Origin of the sequence: Cellulosimicrobium arenosum (assembly GCF_014837295.1) — a bacterium.
GTDB lineage: Bacteria > Actinomycetota > Actinomycetes > Actinomycetales > Cellulomonadaceae > Cellulosimicrobium > Cellulosimicrobium arenosum.
This window is the reverse complement of sequence record NZ_JACYHB010000004.1, coordinates 29,391-49,810: the sequence shown is the minus strand read 5'-3', so window position 1 is coordinate 49,810 and position 20,420 is coordinate 29,391. Positions and strand designations below refer to the sequence as shown.

Here is a 20,420-nt window from a genome sequence, read left to right as displayed (position 1 = left end):
AAGACCCTTGTATGGGGGTCGGGTTCGAGGGCGCACCGATGCGCCCGGCCGGGCGTGAAGCTGGTGACGGTGCAGCGCCCCGGCCCCTGACGACCGACGAAGGACGTAGGGAAAAGACGATGCGACTCACTCGCAGGACGAGCGCGACGGTGGCTGGTGCCGCCCTCGTGGGAATCGCTCTGGCTGCATGCTCGGGCGGCTCCGACGACGACAACGGTGGCGGCGGCGACGCCGGCGGCGGCGGCGAGGTGGAGGTCTTCACCTGGTGGGCCGCAGGTTCCGAGAAGGCCGGGCTGGACGCGCTCGTGGGCGTGTTCAACGAGCAGCACCCCGACACCGAGTTCGTGAACGGCGCGGTCGCCGGCGGCGCCGGCTCCGCCGCGAAGGACCTCCTCCAGACGCGCCTGCAGGCGCAGGACCCGCCGGACACGTTCCAGGCGCACGCGGGTGCCGAGCTCCAGGACTACATCGACGCCGCGCAGATCGAGGACGTCTCGGACCTGTACGACGAGTTCGGCCTCACGGACGCGTTCCCCGCCGACCTCATGGACCGCCTCACGTCCGAGGACGGCGCGATCTACTCGATCCCGTCGAACATCCACCGCGCGAACGTCGTGTGGGCGAACACGCAGGTGCTCGAGGACAACGGGATCGACCCGAACGCCGAGTACGCCGACCTCGACGCATGGATGGCCGACCTCGACACGCTGCAGGACGCGGGCGTCACGCCCCTCTCGGTCGCGACCACGTGGACCCAGGTCAACCTGCTCGAGACGGTGCTCATCGCCGACCTCGGCCCCGAGGCCTACTCCGGCCTGTGGGACGGCTCGACCGACTGGAACGGTGCCGAGGTGACGTCGGCTCTCGAGGACTTCGAGAAGCTGATGAGCTACACCAACACCGACCGTGACGGGCTCGACTGGCCCGAGGCGACCCAGATGGTCATCGACGGCACCGCCGCGTACAACGTCATGGGCGACTGGGCCGTGGCCGCGTTCGAGGAGCAGAACAAGGAGCTCGGCACCGACTTCGTCGCCTTCCCGGTCCCGGGCACGGACGGCGTCTTCGACTTCCTCGCCGACTCGTTCACGCTCCCCGTGGGCGCCCCGCACCCCGACGGCGCCAAGGCGTGGCTCGAGACCGTCGGCTCGCTCGACGGCCAGGTCGCGTTCAACAAGGCCAAGGGCTCCATCCCCGCCCGTACCGACGCCGAGCCCGGCGACTTCTCCGAGTACCAGCAGACCGCGATGGAGTCGTTCACCAGCGACACGATCGTCTCGTCGCTGGCGCACGGTGCCGCCGCCCCGGTGGCGACGCTCAACGCGATCTCCGACGCGACGAGCAAGTTCACGACCGGCGCGTCCGACCTCGCGACCTACCAGTCCGAGCTCGCCACGGCCGCCCAGGGCTGACCCGCTGACCGGCCGTGCGCCGTCGGGAGACTCCCGGCGGCGCACGGCCCGGTCCGGCGTCGGACACCCTCCATCTGTGTCGCGCGACCGCGACCTCCCCACCGGGAAGTACCTCACCATGCTCAAGTCACTGCGCCGGGCCGGGCCGCCGCTGCTCATGCTCGCGCCCTCGCTGATCCTCGTCGGCGTCTTCGTCTACGGACTCATCGGGGCCAACTTCCAGACCTCGGTCACCGACAACCACACCGCCGCCCAGGCGACCGGGCGCGAGCCCTCGCTCCTGGTGTGGTTCCAGAACTACACCGACCTGCTCGGTACCGAGGCGTTCCAGCACTCCCTGACGAACCTCGTCCTCTACACCGTCGTGTTCCTCGCGGGGACGATGATCATGGGCTTCGCGTGGGCGTGGATGCTCGACAAGCCGATCAAGGGCGAGGGGATCTTCCGGTCCATCTACCTCTTCCCGATGGCCGTGTCCTTCGTGGCCTCGGGAGTCGTGTGGCGCTGGCTGCTCAACTCGAACCAGGGCGAGAACGCGAGCGGGCTGAACCGGCTGTTCCAGATCGTCGGCCTCGACTTCCTCCAGAACAACTGGTGGAACAACGTCACGTTCGGGATCATCGCGATCTCGATCCCCGCGATCTGGCAGCTCTCCGGGTACGTGATGGCCCTGTTCCTCGCCGGGTTCCGCGGCATCCCCGAGGAGCTGCGCGAGGCCGCCCGGATGGACGGGGCGAGCGAGTGGAAGCTGTACCGCCACGTGCTCTTCCCGCAGCTGTCGCCGATCGCGCTCTCGGCCCTCATCATCATCGGTCACATGTCGCTCAAGGCGTTCGACCTCATCATGTCGATCTCGAAGCCCGCGAACTACCAGACCAAGGTCCCGGCGGTCGACATGTACGTGTTCAAGTCGAGCTTCGACTACGCGAACGCCGCGGCCGTCGGCTCGATCCTGCTGATCATCGTCGCGCTCGTCATCGTGCCGTACCTGATCCGCACCAACCGTCAGGAGAAGCGATGACGACCGCCACCACCGAGCCGGCCGCAGGCGCGCCGACCGGCACCAGCGGCCGCCCCGTCGAGCTGCGGCCCGACGGCGGCAAGGAACGCTTCGGCGTCGCGCGCTCCGTGCGCTACCTGGGCCTGCTGCTGTTCGTCGTGATCGTGATGATCCCGGTCTACGTGCTGTTCGTGACGAGCTTCAAGGGGGCCGGCGACGCCGCACCCAGCCGCGCGTGGTCGCTCCCGCAGACCTGGACCCTGGACAACTGGCAGACCGCGTGGACCAGCCTGTCCCCCGCGATCCTGCGCTCGCTCCAGATGGTCATCCCCGCGGCGGCCATCTCTGCGATGCTCGGCTCGCTCAACGGCTTCGTGCTCGCGCGCTGGACGTTCAAGGGCGCGAACCTCGTCTTCACGCTCATCCTGTTCGGGATGTTCATCCCGTACCAGGCCGTGATGATCCCGCTGACCCAGCTGGTCCTCGACCTGGGCGTTCCCAGCGGCATCCCGACCCTGATCCTGCTGCACGTGGTCTACGGCATCCCGATCACCACGCTCATCTTCCGCAACTACTACCTGACGCTGCCGCACGAGCTCATCGAGGCGGCGCGGGTCGACGGCGCCGGGATGCTGCGGACGTACTGGTCGGTCGTGCTGCCGATCTCGATCCCGAGCTTCGTGGTCGTCCTCATCTGGCAGTTCACGAACGCGTGGAACGACTTCCTGTTCGCGGTGTTCTTCTCCTCCAGCGGCAACGGCCCGGTCACCGTCGCCCTCAACAACCTGGCCAACGGCGCGCTGCTGCAGAACTATGGCGTGTCGATGGCGGGGGCGCTGTTCGCGTCCCTGCCGACCCTGGTCGTGTACATCATCCTCGGCAAGTACTTCGTCGGTGGACTGATGTCCGGCTCGGTCAAGGGCTGACCACCCCGACCACCCCTGGCGGCAGGGCCCCGGCCAGGCCGGGGCCCTGCCGCCCGCTCACACCGACGACGACGTCGAAGGAGACTCACGCATGAGACGCAGCACCCGCCTCCCCTCCGCCACTCACGACCCGACGACGGCGGGGCGCGTCCCCGCGCGACGTCTCCTCGGCGTCGGGCTGGCCCTCGCCCTCCTGGCCCCGGTCGGCGGAGTCGCCCCGGCGCTCGCCGTCCCCGCGGCACCGGGCGCGGCGGAGACCGCCGCGCCGCAGGTCGACGGGGAGGACGTCGTCTCGCCGGACGGCAGCCTGGACCTGACGCTCGGGGTCGTCGACGGGCGGCTCACCTACGACGTCGTCCGGGACGGCACCACGACCGTCGTCGGCGCGTCCGGGCTGGGCCTCGTCCTGCGCGACCCGGACGTCGACCTCACGTCGGGCATGACGATCGAGTCGGTCGAGCGCGACGAGGTCGACGAGACCTGGACGCCCGCGTGGGGGACCGAGTCGTCCGTGCGCAACCACGCGAACGAGCTCACGGTGCACGCGCGCCACGAGTCCGGTCTCGAGATCGACGTCGTCGCGCGCGTCTTCGACGACGGCGTCGGCTTCCGCTACGTCTTCCCGCAGCAGCCCGCGCTCGACGGGCCGTTCGTCGTGACGCAGGAGAGCACCGAGTTCGCGCTCCCCGACGACCTCACGGCGTACTACCTCGAGGCCGGCAAGGACTGGCGCGCGGACGAGAAGCACTACAAGACCGCGCCGATCGGCGTCGTCGCGACCGCCCAGACCCCGATCACGTTCTCGCGCGGCGGGGACCTGTTCCTCGCGGTGCACGAGGCGGACCTCACGGACTACGCGAGCATGAGCCTCAAGCGCGTCAGCGGGGAGCCCGGCACGTTCGTGAGCGAGCTGAACTCCTTGCCGGACGGGACCAAGGCGGTCCTGGACGCGACCGCGGACGACTTCGCGACGCCGTGGCGGACCGTGCAGGTCGGCCGCGAGGCAGGCGACCTCGCCGAGTCGCACCTGATCCAGAACCTCAACGACCCGTGCGCGATCTGCGACGTCGACTCCGACGGCGACGGTGTCGACGACACGACGGACTGGATCGATCCCGCCACGTACACGGGCGTGTGGTGGGAGCTGCAGCGTCGTGACACGACCTGGAACTCCGGTCCCAGGCACGGTGCGACGACCCAGCGCATCAAGGACTACGTCGACCTCGCGGCCGACGCGGGAGCGAAGTACGTGCTCGCCGAGGGCTGGAACACCAACGCGGGCGGGTCCTGGACCAACCAGGACTTCGTCACCCCGCAGGCCGACGTCGACATCGACGAGGTGCTGGACTACGCGGAGTCGAAGGGCGTCGGGTTCATCGCCCACAACGAGACGCGCGGGTACGTCGACTACTACGACACGCACATGGAGGAGATCTTCAGCCAGTACGAGGAGTGGGGCGTCCACGCGATCAAGACGGGCTACGCGACCCGGTTCGAGCTCGGCGGCGTGAACCGCAGCACCTTCGACCAGGAGGCGGTCAAGCACTTCCAGCGTGTCATCGACGCCGCGGCACGGCACAAGATCTCGATCAACGCGCACGAGGCGATCAAGCCCACCGGCAAGGAGCGCACCTACCCGAACATGATGACGGGCGAGGGCGTCGCGGGCATGGAGCAGCAGAACTACATGGGCTCGGGCGGCAACCCGCCGGAGCAGGCCACGATCCTGCCGTTCACGCGCTGGATCGGCGGTCCGGCGGACTACACGCCGGGCGTGCTCGACGTGCTGTGGGACCCGGCCAACCTGGGCACGCGCGTGCAGACCACGACCACGACGCAGCTCGCGCTGTACACGACGTTCTACAGCCCGCTGCAGATGCTCGCGGACACCCCGGAGAACTACGCGAAGCACCCCGAGGCCTTCGAGTACCTGAAGGACATGCCGGCCACGTGGGACGAGTCGCACGTGGACGCGGAGATCGGTGACCACGTGACGACGGCACGCCGCAGCGGCGACGACTGGTACGTCGGCGTCGTCACGGACGAGAACGACCGCACGATCGACGTCCCGCTCGACATGCTGGACGACGACGTCACGTACGTCGCGGAGGTCTGGGCCGACGCGTACGACGCGAGCTGGAAGGGCAACCCGACCTCGGTCGAGGTCACGCGCTCCCTCGTCACCTCCGACGACGTGCTGAGCGCGTCGCTCGTCGGTGCGGGCGGGCAGGCCGTGCGGCTGCGCGCGGCGACGGACGACGACGTCGCGACGCTCGCGCCGTACACGCGCCCGAGCGTCGAGGCCGTCGGTGCACCGGCGGCGTCGTACGACCCGGTGACGCGCACCGTCACGGTGACTCTCGAGGCGCACAACGCCGGCACGTCGGTCGCGGACGTGCGGCTCGTGCTCGACGGCGAGCCCGCGGACGTCCCGGCCGCGCGCATCGCCGGCGGCGGTTCGCGCGACCTCGTCTACACGCTCGCCGCCGACGACGTCCCGTACGTCGCGTCCTCGTCGCTCGCTCTCGTGGCGGGCGACGCGGACGCCGGCGAGCCCGTCGACGTCGCGCTCCTGCCGTTCCCGGACGGCGCCGCGCTGACGGCGCTGCTCGAGGACGCGCAGGCGGACGGCGCGCTGTCGTCCGCGACGGCGCGGGTCCTGCGCGACCGTGCGGACGCGCTCGTGTCCGCGGCGGCGGACGGCGACCTCGCGGCGACGGAGCAGGCGGCGCAGAGCATCCGCACCGTCGCCGTCACGCGCGGCCCGTCCGACGTCGACGCCGCGACCCTCGCCGCGCTCGAGGACACGGTCTCACCGTGGCTCGGGGACGCCGTCGGGCTGCCGGAGGTCCTGTCGGACCTGAGTGCGGCAGAGACGGACGGCGGGATCGACCCCGCATCGGCGACGCAGGTCCGCGAGCCGCTCGCCGCAGCGCTCCGGGCAGCGGTCCGGGGCGACGACGAGGCCGTGGACCGCACGCTCGGTCGTGCGGTGGACGCCCTCGACGCGGCGGACGGCGACGCGGTCGCCGCGCTCACCGCGACGGTCGAGGCGCAGCGCGTCGACCTCGTCCTGGAGGCGGAGAACGGCACGCTGTCGGGCGGAGCGATCACGACGAAGGAGCACCCGGGCTACACCGGGACCGGGTTCGTGCGCACCCTGTCGAAGCTCGGCGCCGCGTTCCACGTGGACGCCGACGTGGCGGCGGGGACGACCTACGACGTGTCGTTCCGCTACGCGAACGGCATGGTCGTCGCGCCGCTCGACCGTCAGCTCTCGCTCACGGTCGACGGCGAGAGCGTCGGTCCGCAGGCGTTCCCGAACCTCGGCCAGGACGCCGACCGGTGGCGGCGCTGGGACTACTCGCCGTCGGCGCGCGTCACGTTCGACGACGACGCGGGTACGGTCGGCCTGCTGTACGCGGCAGGCGACACGGGCAACGTGAACGTCGACCACGTGCGGCTCGTCCCGTCGCGGGGCGTGCTCGTCGCGTCCGTGGACGACGCCGCGGCGGTCTCGGTCGAGGCGCAGCCGCGCTGCCTGGCCGGCAAGGCCTACGTGGCGCTGCGCGCGCTGAACGCGGAGGACGCGCCCGTCGACCTGTCGCTGTCGTTGCAGACGTCGGTGGGGTCGCGCACGGTCGACGCCGTCGCGCCGGGTGCGTCCGCCTACCAGTCGTTCGCGACCCGGCAGGTGGCCGTCGAGGCGTCGACCGCGACGGTGGTCGCTGACGGCACGCTGGGTGGCGAGGAGCTCCACGCGGAGCTCGCGGTCGACGTCCCGGCGATCGACTGCGCCTGACCCGCCCGCCGAACCCCGGGTTGCACCCCGTTCCGACACCGGATCGGGGCGCGACCCGGGGTTCGGCACGTGACGAGCCTTCACCCGCCGACCGGCTAGCCTCGGATCGAGTTCGTCTGTTCTAATAGACACCGCTGTCATATCTACGCTCGCCGTGACTGCCACCCGAGGACGACCCGCCACCAGCGACGGTGGCCCCACGAGAGGGATGTCGATGCCGACTCCGAAGCACCGCAGCGGACGACGGGGCGCCTCGCTCACCACGACCGCCGCGTTCGTCGCGACCGCGGCACTGCTGGTCCCGAGCACGAGCGCGCAGGCCGAGCCCGCGCCGTCGGGCATCGGGACGACCGTCGCGACGGCCGCCGAGCACGGCGCGCCCGACGAGATCGCCGCCGACTACTACGAAGCGCTGCTGCGGCACACGCGCTGGGTCGAGACCGTCTGGGACGAGGGCGCCGGCGTCTATCAGGCGAAGGACATGAACTTCGCGGTGGTCCTCGGCAACGCGGTCCTGCTGACGCACGGCGAGTACGACGCCGAGCTCGCAGGCGTGTCCGAGGACGTGCTGCGCGAGCAGACCATCGCGACGATCACGCGCTACGCCGCGACGAACAGGTTCGTCGACCCCGCCGGCACCTGGGGCAAGCAGCTCTTCTGGGACTCGACGTTCCAGTCGTACTTCCTCGACGCCGGACGCCTGATGTGGGACGAGCTCGACGCGACGACGCGCGAGAACCTCACGACCATCGCGACGGGCCAGTCGCGCTACACGGCCGACCTCGACTTCGGCAAGGACCCGATGTCCGGGAGCTGGACCGCGGACTGGCCGACCGGCAAGCACGTCGGCGACACGGCGCAGGAGGAGGCGGGTGTCTACACCCAGGCGCTCGCGCCGGGCCTCGCGTGGGCGCCGGACGACCCCGACGCCGGACGCTGGGCGGACCAGCTGGACGACTGGGCCCGCAACGCGGCCGGCCAGCCGACCGCGGACGCGAACAACCCGGCCGTCGTCGGCGGCAAGCCCGTGTCGAGCAACACGATGCAGACCATCTACGACACGTACCTCGTGGAGAACCACGGCTCGTTCGGCCCGCACTACCAGTCGGACATCTGGCGCTCGGGCGGACGCAACGCGATCCAGTTCGTCCTCAACGACCAGCCGGTCCCCGAGATCCTCACGCACCAGCCCAACTCCGCCGAGCTCTGGGAGTCCATCAAGCTCGTCATGTCGGACCAGGGCGAGCCGTTCATGCCGATGGTGAACGACCGCGAGTTCCTCTACGGGCGCGACGTGCTGCCCATGGCCTACCTCGGCCAGGTCCTGCGCGAGCCCGACGCCGTCCGCGCGGAGGCCGGCCTGGCCGCGGCGCTCGAGGACTACCAGAACTACGCGCCGCAGTACCGGCTCACCAAGTTCTCGGGCGAGCCCAAGTACGAGCCCGAGGCGCGGGCCGAGATCGCGATCTCCTACCTGCTGCACGTCGAGGCGGCGGAGTCCGCGCAGGGGCCGGTCGAGCCCACGCCGGACGACGAGTTCTTCGCCGGGCTCGCCGGCGTGCGCGACTTCGGCGAGGGCCCCGGCCTGACCGTGCAGCAGTCGGAGACGGCCTGGGCCGCGGCGTCCAGCAAGAAGGGCTTCGTCAAGTTCCCGTGGGTCCCCGGCCACGACTCGTGGCTGTTCCACGTCTCGGGGTCGACCCCCTACCTGTACCCCAGCACGGGCGCGACCGTCGCCGAGCGGAACGTCTCGACGTACACCACCCCGCGCGACGGCTTCGAGGGCACGTCGTCGATGTTCCGCATCGGTGACGGCTACGCGGGACAGGTCACCCTCCCGACCGGCTCCGCGCTCTACGCTTCGAGCGGCGCCGGGCCCGACGACGCGAGCCTGTCCGTGCGCAACCTCGACATGGACGGCTACTCCGGGCTCGACGGCTCTCGCACGTACACGACCGCCGAGGGCGAGACCACCGCGACGCTGCCCGTCACGCGACCGGCCGACCCGGCGGACGCGAAGGCTGCGCGCGTGGACGACCTGTCGTTCGCCCCCGTCACGGCGCGGTACGTGCGGATGCAGGGCCAGCAGGGCAACGCGCAGTACGGCTACTCGATGCACGCGTTCCACGCGTACGCCGACGGCTCGGACGCCGACCTCGCGGCCGGCCGGCCCGCCACCGCCTCGAGCCAGGACAGCGCCAACGGCCGCACGGCCGCACGCGTCACGGACGGCAACGCGTCGACCCGCTGGGCGGTCGCCGTCTCCGAGCGCACGCGGCCCGACTCCTGGGTCCAGGTCGACCTCGGCGACGAGACCACGGTGAGCGGCGTCCGGCTCGCGTGGGAGGCGAGCGCGGGGCTGCGCTACCTCGTGCAGACCTCGACCGACGGCGAGACGTGGACCACCGCGACCGCCTACGGCAAGGCACCTGCCGACGTGAACGTCGCGCGGCTCGACACCGTGGACCTCACCCCCGAGGGCGCGGACTCCCCCGCTCCGGTCACGACCCGTTACGTCCGCATGCAGGGCGTGCGCGGCAACCCCGAGTACGGCTACTCGCTGTACCACCTGCGCGCGTTCTCGCCCAGCGGCACCGACGTCGCCGCCGGTCGTCCGGCCACCGCGTCGAGCGCCGACGGCGGGAATCCTGTGAGCGCCGTGACCGACGGCTCCGCCAGCACGCGCTGGGCCGTCTCCCGCGCCGACCGCACACGGGCCGACTCCTGGGTCCAGGTCGACCTCGGCAGCGCCGTGGACGTCTCGCAGGTCCAGCTCGGCTGGGAGTCCGCGGCGGGCCAGGAGTACCGGGTCCAGACGTCGCTCGACGGCGAGACGTGGTACGACGCCGCGAGCTTCCGCTACACCGGTGACGAAGTCCTGCGCGACGACGACGGCTCCTGGCTGAACGTCGAGGGCGAGGCCGGGTTCGTGGTGCGGGGAACGAGCGAAGACCACGGCACCGTGAGCGTCTCCAAGGCGACCGAGCAGCGCCACGTGGTGCGCCTGGCCGACGGGTACACGGGTCCGCGCCTGGTCGAGATGATGCCCGGAGACGCGGCGGCCACGGCCGAGCAGGCCGTGCGGCCCGTGCCGACGGCGGACGCCGACGACGTGCTCGTGAGCGCGCTCGACGGCTACCTCACGGCCTTCAACCTCTCGGGGTCGGACGTGACGACCACCGTCTCGGTCCCCCACGAGGGCTCCGATGTGGCGCTCTACGCCGGGACGCAGGTCGTCGGCGCGGACACGTCGTCCGTCGAGGTCACCGTGCCCGCGGGCTCGGCCGTCGTCCTGGCGCCGCGGGCCACGCTGTCCGCCGGGCACGGCGCGCCGGACGGCGTGACCGGCGGCGTGACGGCGACCGTGCCCGACGCGCGGACGGTGCGCCTCTCGGTCGAGCGCGGTTCCGCGTCGGTGGAGGTGCGCAACAGCGAGACGGGCGAGGCCCGCGAGACCCAGGTCTCGGCGTCGGGCACGACCGTGCGGTTCCCGGACGCGACACCGTTCCCGGTCGCCGACCACGCGCTGAGCACGCTCACGTTCCCCGCCTCGGTGCTGCCGGAGGGCATGACGTCGCCGTCGCTGGCCGTCGACGGTGACCCGGCCACGGCCTGGGTCCCCGGGACGGACGGGCGGATGGTCACCGACCTCGGCGCGCCCCGCGAGATCGGGGACGTCGTCACGACCTGGGACGGTCCCGCTGCCCCTGACGCCGTCGTGTCGGTGAGCGACGACGGGCTGACGTTCACGGACGTCGGCACGATCGCGGGAGGCTCCGCAGGTCAGGCGGCCCGCGGCTCGCTCGCCGTCGACCGGACGGCACGGTACGTCGCGCTCACCACGTCGTGGGCCGACGGCGACCCCGGTCTCGCGGCGCTGCGCGTGCTGGCGCCGGGAGCGAGCGACCCGGACCTCCCCGCGCCGGTCGCGGTGACCGCGACGGCCGAGGTGCGCTGCCTGGCCGGGAAGCCGTACGTCGCCGTGCGCGTGGTCAACGACGACGACGCGGCCCTCGACATCGAGGTCGCCACGCCGTTCGGTTCGCGGACGTTCACGCACGTCGGACCCGGCAAGAACGCCTACCAGTCGTTCGCGGTCCGTGCGGCCGACGCACCGGCAGGCGCGGCCACCGTCACGGCACGCCCGTCCGACACCACGGACGAGCGCGAGACCGTCGCCTCGCCGGAGTACGACCAGCCCACCTGCGGCTGACCCGCCCGGCTGCCACACCCGCCGAACCCCGGGTCGTGCCCCGTTCCGACACCGGATCGGGGGCCGCCCCCGGGGGGGCCCCCGGGCCCCCCCCCGGCGGGGGCCACGACCCGGGGTTCGGCGACGGAGTGGGGCCGACGGCCGACCTCCCACCGCTCGGCACGGCCCGCTACACGACGTCGGTGGAAGCGAGCCCGACGACGTCGCTCGCCCACTCCCACGCGCTGCGCCCGAGCCCGGCGGCGAGCGTCTGCGGGGCGGGGCTCGACAGCCCGCGCGGGGTCCGGCCCAGACCGCCGTGCGGCGTCGGGACACCGCGCACCGGGCTGCGCGGGCCGTAGAACTCTCCGCCGCGCGCGCCAGGGTCCGTGACTGCGCGGACGAGGGGCCACGCACCCTGCTCCTTCGACTGCGCGAACAGCGTCTCGGCTCGGTTCACGAGCGTGCGCCCCTCCGGGACGATGCCCGGGACGGGCGGGTCCATCGCGCTGATCGCGTAGCCCGGGTGCGCGACGGTCGACAGCACGCGCGCCTCCCCCGCCGCGTCGAGGCGGCGCTGCAGCTCGAAGGCCAGCACCTGCACGAGCGCCTTCGACTGCCCGTAGGCGTGCCACGCGGACGCCCCACGCGCGAGCCCGAGGTCGTCGCGGCGCACACGCACGAGCCGCGCGGACATCGACCCCATGGCCGCGACGCGCGACGGTCGCGCCACCGTGCCCGAGCGGGCGAGCGCCGGCAGCAGGAGCCGGGTGAGCAGGAAGGGGCCGAGCACGTTGGTCGCGATCGCCCGGTCGTGCCCGTCCGGCCCGACGACGCTGCGACCCGCGACGTCGACGAGGCCGGCGTTGCTGACGAGCGCATCGAGGCGGTCCAGAGCGGCGAGCTGGTCGGCGCCCTCGCGGACCGCGTCGAGGTCCGCCACGTCGACGAGCACCGGGGCGTCGACGTCCGCGCCCGGGACGCGCTCGCGCAGCGCGGCCAGCGCTCGGTCGGCCCGCCGACGGTCGCGGCACACGAGCAGCACACGTGCGCCGGCGCCGGCAAGCTGCTCGGCCGCCCAGAACCCGATGCCCGAGCTCGCCCCCGTCACGGCGACCACACGGCCCTGCTGGCTCGGCGGTCGCCGCGGGTCCCAGCCGTCCGGCGTCGTCGTGCGCATGCAGGTCTCCTCCTCGTCGGGACGGCCGTCGTGCGGGACGGCCGGGTGCGACGCTACCCCGCGGCGCGCACCGGCTGGCGCAGGATGGTCCGCAGCCGCTCGGGTGCGGTGCGCCGGACGTCGCTCAGGTACACCTCGTGGTGCGGTCCGGCGAAGGTCAGGTCGTGTGCCGGGAGGTAGACGTCGTGCAGCTCGGCGAGGACGGGCGCCTCGTCGTCGTAGGAGCCCACGTGCAGGGTCTGGACCGAGCGTCCCTCGGTGAGCGTGCGCCGCTCGACGAGGTCGAGCGCCGGCAGGTCCTTCGTCGCGCGGACCGACGCCGTCACCTCGTCGACGAGGTTCGCACCGACCCAGTCGGGCTGCAGCACGAGAAGCGTCCAGCGCCACGCGCCCTTCTCGCGGCGCACGAACGAGCGCGGGTCCTCGGCCGTCCACAGCCCCTCGAGCGGCCCGACGACGTGGTCCCGCCCGAGCCGCTTCCTGCTCGCGAACTTCACCGCGTAGGACAGGCCGAACAGTGTCTCGACCGCCTCGCGGTACGACGTCGCGCTGTTCGGGTCGCCCTCGCCGTCGACGGCGAGGTAGGTGAGCTCGGGGACGTCGACCTCGACGAAACGGCCGCGGGGCGGCGCGTAGAGCTCGCGGTGCAGCACCTTGAGGTCGACCTTCTCCGTGGCGTCGGCTGCCATGCCCCGACCTTACGACGGCCGAACCCCGTGTTGCCGCCCGATCACCACCGGGCAGGGCGTGAGCGTCGTCGGTTGTGTGCCACACCCTCGGGCAACGCCGAACCCGTGGTCAAGGATCGGTTCAGCACGCTGAACGGTCCTTGACCACGGGTTCGGTGGGAGAGGCGCCTCAGACCGTCGCGGGCGCCGGCTCCTCCGTGATGAGCGGGTACACACCGTTCTCGTCGTGGACCTCGCGGCCGGTGACCGGCGGGTTGAACACGCACACGCACGTGATGTCGGTGCGCGGGCGCACCTTGTGCTTGTCGTGGTCGTTCAGCAGGTAGAGCGAGCCGGGAGCGAGCTGGTGCACCTCGCCGGTGGCCAGGTCCTCGATCTCGCCCTCGCCCGAGGTGATGAACACGGCCTCGACGTGGTTCGCGTACCAGAAGAAGCTCTCGGTGCCGGCGTAGAGCGTGGTCTCGTGGACGGAGAAGCCGACGCCCTCCTTCGCGAGGATGATGCGCTTGCTGCGCCAGTTCTCGCTCTTGACGTCGGCGTCGGTGTCGGTGATCTCGTCCAGGGTGCGTACGAGCAAGGAAACCTCCAGGGTCGGGTCGTGCCGGGATCCGCGCGCGCACCGGGTCGGTAGGACCCGGCGCGCCGCGACGGAAGGGGAGTCAGGCGAGAGCGGCGGCGAGCGACTCGTCGATGATCGCGAGGCCGCGGCGCAGCTCGGCCTCGGTGATCGTCAGCGGCGGGAGCAGCTTGACGACCTCGTTGTCGGGGCCGGAGGTCTCCATGAGCAGGTGGCGCGCGAACGCCTCCTTCGCGACCTTGCCGGCCAGCTCGCCGTCGGGCATCTCCAGCCCGCGGGCGAGGCCACGGCCCTTGTTGACCAGGTTCAGCTCGGGGTACTTGACCACCAGCGAGTTGAAGTGCGACTCGATGAGCGCACCCTTGGCCAGGGTCTCCAGCTCGAACGTGTCGTCCGACCAGTAGGTGCGGATGGCCTCCGCCGCGGTGGCGAACGCCGGGGCGAACCCGCGGAAGGTGCCGTTGTGCTCGCCGGGCTCCCAGATGTCGAGCTCGGGGCGCACGAGGGTGAGGGCGAGCGGCAGGCCGTAGCCGGAGATCGACTTGGAGAGGCAGATGATGTCGGGGACGATCCCGGCCTCCTCGAAGCTGAAGAAGCCACCGGTGCGGCCGCAGCCCATCTGGATGTCGTCCAGGATCAGCAGGATGCCGTGGCGCTTGCACAGGTCCGCGAGGCCGCGCAGCCACTCGGCGCGTGCCGCGTTGATGCCACCCTCGCCCTGGACCGACTCGACGATCACCGCAGCCGGCTCGTTGAGGCCGCTGCCGCCGTCGCCGAGCAGGCGCTCGAGGTAGACGAAGTCGTCCACGTCGCCGTTGAAGTAGTCGTCGTACGGCATGGGCGTCGCGTGCACGAGCGGGATGCCGGCGCCGCCGCGCTTCATCGAGTTGCCCGTCACGGACAACGCACCGAGCGTCATGCCGTGGAACGCGTTGGTGAAGTTGATGACGGACTCGCGCCCGGTCACCTTGCGTGCGAGCTTGAGGGCGGCCTCGACGGCGTTCGCGCCACCGGGGCCGGGGAAGACGACCTTGTGGTCGAGGCCGCGCGGCTCGAGGATCGTCGAGTGGAACGTCTCGAGGAACTCGCGGCGCGCGCTGGTGAACATGTCCAGCGTGTGCACCATGCGGTCGTCCGCGAGATAGTCGATGAGCACCTTCTTCAGGCGCGGGTTGTTGTGGCCGTAGTTCAGCGAGCCCGCGCCGGCGAAGAAGTCGAGGTACTCGGTGCCGTCCTCGGCGAAGACCGAGGACCCGACGGCACGGTCGAACACGACGGGCCACGCGCGCGAGTAGCTGCGCACCCCGGATTCGAGCGCGGAGAAGCCGGTCGGGTCGTCCGCGGTACTGGGCGCGTCGGTGGGAACGGTCGAGGCTGTCACGAAGGACACTCCTTCAGATGGTGCGCACGGGCGCGATTCGATTCGGAGGCTGCGACGTCACCCGCGCGCTGGACCAGCGCAGCCAAGGTCCGGGAACGAGGCCGTCGGCCACGACCCGGGAAGGTCAGGATGGACGAACTCCGTCGATGACGAGCATCGGCTCGTCGACGTGGGAGTCCGGGAACTGGTCCGCCGTGAACAGCGGCTGCGACGTGATGGTCGCGCCGCGCTTGGCGGCCCAGCGGACGAACAGCCGGCGCGAGGACACGTTGTCCTCCGCGACGGTGGTCTTGACGGTCGTGATCTCGGGTGCCGAGTCGACGAGGTCGTCGAGCAGTCGGCCGGCGACACCCTGGCCCCGCACCGACGCGTCGACGGCGACCTGCCACACGAACAGGTGTGCCACGTCGTCGGGCAGGAGGTAGCCCGTGACGAAACCGACGACCTCGTCCCCGTCGAGCGCGACGCGGCACGTGTCCGCGAAGTGCTGTGCGAGGATCAGGTACGCATAGGACGAGTTCAGGTCCAGCTCACCGGAGTCGCGAGCGACGCGCCACATGGCAGCGCCGTCTGACGCCGTCGGTCGGCGGACCGTGATCCGGTCCCGCCGGTCGGGCGCTGGAGGGGTCGTAGGGGCTGAGGGCGCGGCGTTCGTCGTGTCCATACCGTCGTCGACCATAGGCACATCGCGCGGAGATTCCCACCTGACCATGACCCAGTCATGGTGGAACGGCCCTCCTGGCGACACCAGGATCGGCACGATCCTGCGGAATATCGGACCCAGGTGTCGATTGGGTCACGATCGGGACGTGCATCTCTCATGGTGAGACGCAGTCGTCCAGGCGACCGACCAGCTCGGTGAGAACACGGGCCTCCGCAGGGTCCAGCGGAGCCAGCAGCTCGTCCTGCACGTCCTGCATCACCTGCTCGAGGCGGGTCCACTCCTGCCGCCCGGCGGGGGTGAGCCCGACGCGGACGAGTCGCGCGTCGGTCGCGTCCTGGGCCCGCTGCACGAGGCCGCGCTCCTCGAGGGCGCGGACGGTGTGCGTGACGTCGCGCCGGTCGAGCGCGACGGCCCGCCCGACGTCGGCCTGGCTCTGCACGCCGTGGGCGGCGAGCGCCGCGACGACGCGGTACTCGTAGCCGGTCGACCCGGCGGCGCGCAGATGGCGCTGGAGCACGCGGTGCGACCGCGCGGCCGCGCGGCTCAGCAGCCAGCTCGGCAGGTGGTCGAGCGGACCGGCAGGGGACGTCGTGCCGTCCATCGTGCTCCTTGTTGGTCTGACCAACGATCCACTATCGTTGGCTCTCCCAACGATAGTCGAGGATGGTGCGAGATGAACGGTCGACCGTTGCCCACCGTGGTGGGACCCACCGAGAACGCGCTGCGCGCGTTGCTCGTGCGCACCCTGCGCGACACGGAGATCCGGGGGTACGACGAGTGGGTGGTGCTCAGCATGACCGCGGGCGGCGCGCCACCCCACGCCGTCGTCCGTGCCCTGGGAGCGCCTGACGCCCACGTCTCCGCGGTCGCCGATGCGCTCGCCCGTCGCGGCCTGCTGGCCGATCGCACGACCCTGACAGCGCGCGGCCACGACGTGCTCGACGCCGCACGCGCGCTCGTCGGGCACGCGACCGCGCCGCTGAGCGCCGGCATCGCACCCGAGCACGTGCAGATCACCACGCAGGTGCTCGACACCCTCCGCACCCGGGCCGAGCACGCCGTGGCACACGAGCGAGGCCCCGGAACCGTTGCGGTTCCGGGGCCTCGTGATGGTGTGCGCCCGAAGGGATTCGAACCCCCAACCTTCTGATCCGTAGTCAGATGCTCTATCCGTTGAGCTACGGGCGCTGGTCGTGCTGATCGGCCGGCGATCGCTCATCGGCCGTCGAGAAGACTACCGCGTCCCCGCGCTGTTCCCAAACCGACAGCGGCACGCGACGGCTCCGGGTGACCGACGCCACGGCGGCCGGCACGCGGACCGCCGACCCGGCGCGCCGCCGTCGGGCACGGTCATCCCGACGCTGCACGCGCCGTCCACCCCTGGTCGTACCCCGGCCCGACGACGTCCCGTCCCCGGCCCGATGCGGCCCGGTGGGCCACGGCACAGGATCGGGGGATGACACAGCCCGCTCCCCCGCCCACGCCCGGCGGCTCGCCTCTCGTCGCGACCGCCCTCACCAAGGTCTACGGGACCGACCAGGCCACGACGCACGCGCTCGCGGGCGTGAGCCTGACGATCCACCCCGGGGAGTCGCTCGCGATCATGGGACCGTCCGGCTCCGGCAAGACGACGCTCCTGCACTGCCTCGCCGGGATCCTCACGCCCACGTCCGGGACCGTCGCGTGGCGCGGCGAGGACGTCGCGACGCTCTCCGAGACCCGGCGCACGGTGCTGCGCCGTCAGGACTTCGGGTTCGTGTTCCAGTCGGGCCAGCTGCTGCCCGAGCTGCCCGCCGTCGAGAACGCCGCCCTGCCGCTCATGCTCGCGGGCACCACGCGCGCCGAGGCGACCGCCGTCGCGGCCCGCTGGCTCGCACACCTGGGGCTCGCCGGGATGGAGCAGCGCCGACCGGGCGAGCTCTCCGGCGGGCAGGCGCAGCGCGTCGCGATCGCCCGCGCGCTCGTCGGCTCTCCCGGCGTCGTGTTCGCCGACGAGCCCACCGGCGCGCTGGACCAGTCGACCGGCGCCGAGGTCCTCGACGTCCTCACGCACGCGACGCGTGCGTCCGGGGCAGCACTCGTCGTCGTCACGCACGACGCCGGCGTCGCCCGGCACTGCTCGCGCACCGTCACCATGCGCGACGGCCGCATCTCCGGCGAGTTCCGCGCCGACCCCACCCGCTCCGCCTCCCCGACGGACCAGGGGGCCGTGCGATGAGGACCGTCGACCTCTGGTGGCTCCTGCGCCGTCGCAGTGCGGACGACCGCGACCCGCAGGGCCTGACGACCGTGCTGGCCGTCATCGCGTTCGCCACCACGACGGCGATCCTGCTCGTCGTCGTCGGGGGCTTCGGCGCCTTCCTCGCGCGGGCAGGCGGGATCGACGGCATGCGCACGGGCCTGGACGACACCGTCACGTCCTTCGACACCCAGTACCCGGTGCTCGCCGGGATCGCGTCGCTCCTGCTGCTCGTCCCGCTCGTCACGCTCGGTGGCGCGGCCGCGCGCCTCGCCGTCGCACGGCGCGACGCCCGGCTCGCCGCGCTGCGCCTCGCCGGCGCGACGACCGGCCAGGTCACGACCCTCACCGTGCTCGACGCCGCCGCGCAGGCCGTGACCGGCGCGCTGCTCGGGATCGTCGGCTACGCGGCGCTCCTGCCGCTCGTCGCGCAGCTCCGGTTCCAGGGACGCACGTTCGGCCTCGGGGAGCTGTGGGTCGGGGTGCCTGCGCTGCTCGGGGCGGTGCTGCTCGTCGTCGTGATCGCGCTCGTCTCCGCCCTCGCGAGCCTGCGCCGGGTCGTCGTCACACCGCTGGGGGTCGCCGCGCGCGTGACGCCTCCCGGGCTGCGCGCGGTCCGGCTGCTCGGGTTCGGGCTGGCGTTCGTCGCGCTGGTGATCGCGACGAACCTGTCCTTCGGGTCGGTCGCCGTCGTGGTCACCGTGCTCACCGTGATCCTGCTGATCGGGTTCGCGACGCTGAACCTCGTCGGGCCGTTCGTCATCTGGCTCGCGGGGAAGGCGACGGCGCGCGGGGCGCGGGGCGTGCCGACGCTGCTGGCGGGGCGGCGCATCGTCGACAGCCCGCGCACCGCCTGGCGCTCCGTGGGCGGCGTCGCGCTCGCGACGTTCATCGCCGGGCTCACGAGCATCTTCGCGCTGCTGGGTGCGGACGCGGCGCCGAACCCCGACGAGGCGGTGTTCGTCGCCGACCTACGGACCGGCGGGTTCCTGACCCTGGCGATCGCCGGCGTGCTCGCCGCCGTGTCGACCGGGGTCATGCAGGCGGGCCGGGTGATCGACCAGCGCGCCGAGTACCGCACGCTCGTCCTCGCCGGCACGGACCTGCGCACGCTCGACCGGGCCAGGTTCCGCGAGACGCTCGTGCCGCTCCTCGTGAGCGTCGGCGTCGCGACCCTCGGCGCGCTCATGTTCATGGTCCCCGTCATCGGGATCAACGCGTTCGCGAACGTCGATGTCGTCGTGCAGTTCCTGCTGTGCGTGGTCGCAGCCTCGGCGCTCGTCCTCGCGGGAGCGGGCGCGTCCCGGTTCGTCGTCCGGGCGGCGCTCGCGACGTCGGGCACCTGAGCCCACGAGCTGTCAGCGCCACCTGGGCCCCGGCACTCACCACGCGCTGACAACTCGGATGGTGGCAACAGAAAAGGCCCCGGGCTCGAGGCAGCCGGGGCCTTCCTGGCGGAGACGGAGGGATTTGAACCCTCGAACGGGTTGCCCCGTTACCACCTTAGCAGGGTGGCGCACTAGACCTGACTATGCGACGTCTCCTCGCGGTGCGCTTCACAGCACCCCGCGACGCCAGAGTACCGGCGGGTCCGCGCACGACCAAACCACGTCGCCCCCGGGATGGTTCATCGGTGTGTGGACCGTCCCGCAGCGGCCGCCCGTGCCGGCCGACAGGTAGGGCTCAGGTGTCTCGCACGGTGACGTGGACGTGGTCGAAGTGGCCGCCCGTGACGTCCTCGGGATCGTGCATGCCCCCACCGTCGTAGGGCCGCCACTGCGCACCACGCCATCGCGAGGACCAGATTCCGCCTTGCCAGATGACGTAGTCCGTCCCGAGCACCTCCGCGTGGGTCTGCAGCCAGGCGACCAGCGCCCACCCCTGCTCCAGCGCACCGCCCGACGCGGCCTCGCCGAGGGAGTTGCCGTACGTCACGTCGCACGCACGGCCCAACGGATGCTCCGACCGGGTTCCGGGCCGCGGCGACCAGCACGACCAGTCGGCGTCAGGAAACGTGGACCGGGCAAGATCCATGACCTGCGCCGTGCGCGCGGTGATCCGCCCGTCGGACGTCGGGTCGTCGAGCATCCGGTTCGGCTGGTCCAGAGCAGGCACGACGGGCGGTTCCGCGGCCAGGCCGGCCTCGATGCCCGCCACGCAGGCATCGTGGTCGGCTGACCCCCCGGGTCCCGGCACGGCGTCCGCGGGGTGCATCGTCGTGCACAGCTCCACGCTCGGGACCGACGACGGCGCCGCGCACCCTCCGAGCGCCACCACCGCGACGCACAGCGCGAGGACGACGCGCCGCCGCACCGGGACCTCACGCGTGCGGGGCCGCGTCACCGAAGGTCTACGTCC

The 20,420-nt window shown here is 72.1% G+C and carries 15 protein-coding genes and 2 tRNA genes; 8 read left to right on the top strand and 9 right to left on the bottom strand.

Features of this window, described 5'->3' with window-relative positions; genetic code table 11:
- Window positions 1-119 precede the first annotated feature (119 nt).
- The 5 genes from IF651_RS06410 to IF651_RS06390 all read left to right on the top strand — a co-directional run bounded on the left by IF651_RS06410 (window position 120) and on the right by IF651_RS06390 (window position 11,353).
- Window positions 120-1,412, top strand: coding sequence for an ABC transporter substrate-binding protein (locus IF651_RS06410; protein WP_191828281.1), 1,293 nt, complete (start codon window positions 120-122; stop codon window positions 1,410-1,412).
- Window positions 1,413-1,530: 118 nt separating this feature from the next.
- Complete coding sequence (locus IF651_RS06405; protein WP_191828469.1) at window positions 1,531-2,433, top strand: carbohydrate ABC transporter permease; 903 nt, start codon at window positions 1,531-1,533, stop codon at window positions 2,431-2,433.
- Window positions 2,430-3,338 (top strand): carbohydrate ABC transporter permease, encoded by a 909-nt coding sequence (locus tag IF651_RS06400; protein ID WP_191828280.1) that lies wholly within the window; start codon window positions 2,430-2,432, stop codon window positions 3,336-3,338. The genes IF651_RS06405 and IF651_RS06400 overlap by 4 nt, the downstream gene beginning before the upstream one ends.
- Window positions 3,339-3,429: 91 nt before the next feature.
- Complete coding sequence (locus IF651_RS06395; RefSeq protein ID WP_191828279.1) at window positions 3,430-7,140, top strand: glycoside hydrolase family 97 N-terminal domain-containing protein; 3,711 nt, start codon at window positions 3,430-3,432, stop codon at window positions 7,138-7,140.
- A gap of 214 nt (window positions 7,141-7,354) precedes the next feature.
- Window positions 7,355-11,353, top strand: a complete 3,999-nt coding sequence (locus IF651_RS06390; RefSeq protein ID WP_191828278.1) for a discoidin domain-containing protein — start codon at window positions 7,355-7,357, stop codon at window positions 11,351-11,353.
- 169 nt (window positions 11,354-11,522) lie between these two features.
- Here the strand turns inward: IF651_RS06390 and IF651_RS06385 are convergent, their stop codons facing one another.
- From IF651_RS06385 to IF651_RS06360, 6 genes are all read right to left on the bottom strand, one after another.
- Window positions 11,523-12,512: an SDR family NAD(P)-dependent oxidoreductase gene (locus IF651_RS06385; RefSeq protein WP_191828277.1), complete on the bottom strand. Its 990-nt coding sequence runs from the start codon at window positions 12,510-12,512 to the stop codon at window positions 11,523-11,525.
- Window positions 12,513-12,565: 53 nt separating this feature from the next.
- Window positions 12,566-13,201 carry a GyrI-like domain-containing protein gene (locus IF651_RS06380; protein WP_191828276.1) on the bottom strand — a complete coding sequence of 212 codons (636 nt, stop codon included), beginning with the start codon at window positions 13,199-13,201 and terminating at the stop codon, window positions 12,566-12,568.
- Between the two features lie 169 nt (window positions 13,202-13,370).
- A complete protein-coding gene (locus IF651_RS06375; protein WP_191828275.1) occupies window positions 13,371-13,778 on the bottom strand; it encodes an ectoine synthase in 408 nt (135 codons plus the stop codon).
- A gap of 82 nt (window positions 13,779-13,860) precedes the next feature.
- On the bottom strand, window positions 13,861-15,159 hold the full coding sequence (gene ectB / locus IF651_RS06370; RefSeq protein WP_191828274.1) for a diaminobutyrate--2-oxoglutarate transaminase: 1,299 nt from the start codon (window positions 15,157-15,159) through the stop codon (window positions 13,861-13,863).
- A 124-nt stretch (window positions 15,160-15,283) separates the two neighbouring features.
- A complete protein-coding gene (ectA, locus tag IF651_RS06365; RefSeq protein WP_191828273.1) occupies window positions 15,284-15,823 on the bottom strand; it encodes a diaminobutyrate acetyltransferase in 540 nt (179 codons plus the stop codon).
- A 154-nt stretch (window positions 15,824-15,977) separates the two neighbouring features.
- Window positions 15,978-16,424: a MarR family winged helix-turn-helix transcriptional regulator gene (locus IF651_RS06360; RefSeq protein ID WP_191828272.1), complete on the bottom strand. Its 447-nt coding sequence runs from the start codon at window positions 16,422-16,424 to the stop codon at window positions 15,978-15,980.
- Window positions 16,425-16,496: 72 nt separating this feature from the next.
- Here IF651_RS06360 and IF651_RS06355 point away from each other — a divergent pair, with 72 nt between their 5' ends.
- A complete protein-coding gene (locus IF651_RS06355) occupies window positions 16,497-16,973 on the top strand; it encodes a helix-turn-helix domain-containing protein (protein WP_191828271.1) in 477 nt (158 codons plus the stop codon).
- Here IF651_RS06355 and IF651_RS06350 read toward each other — a convergent pair.
- A tRNA-Arg gene (locus IF651_RS06350) sits at window positions 16,939-17,011 on the bottom strand. The two genes, IF651_RS06355 and IF651_RS06350, sit on opposite strands and share 35 nt — an antisense overlap.
- A 268-nt stretch (window positions 17,012-17,279) precedes the next feature.
- On the opposite strand from IF651_RS06350, the gene IF651_RS06345 reads away from it, so the two are divergent.
- Together IF651_RS06345 and IF651_RS06340 are read left to right on the top strand one after the other, a co-directional pair.
- Window positions 17,280-18,041, top strand: a complete 762-nt coding sequence (locus tag IF651_RS06345) for an ABC transporter ATP-binding protein (protein ID WP_191828270.1) — start codon at window positions 17,280-17,282, stop codon at window positions 18,039-18,041.
- Entirely contained in the window at window positions 18,038-19,408 is a 1,371-nt protein-coding gene (locus IF651_RS06340; RefSeq protein ID WP_191828269.1) for an FtsX-like permease family protein, read from the top strand. Before IF651_RS06345 ends, IF651_RS06340 begins: the two co-directional genes overlap by 4 nt.
- 106 nt (window positions 19,409-19,514) lie before the next feature.
- Here IF651_RS06340 and IF651_RS06335 read toward each other — a convergent pair.
- Window positions 19,515-19,606, bottom strand: a tRNA-Ser gene (locus IF651_RS06335).
- Between the two features lie 139 nt (window positions 19,607-19,745).
- The gene (locus IF651_RS06330) at window positions 19,746-20,219 is read right to left on the bottom strand and encodes a VldE C-terminal domain-containing protein (protein WP_191828268.1); all 474 of its coding nucleotides are present in this window, start codon (window positions 20,217-20,219) and stop codon (window positions 19,746-19,748) included.
- Window positions 20,220-20,420 lie beyond the last annotated feature (201 nt).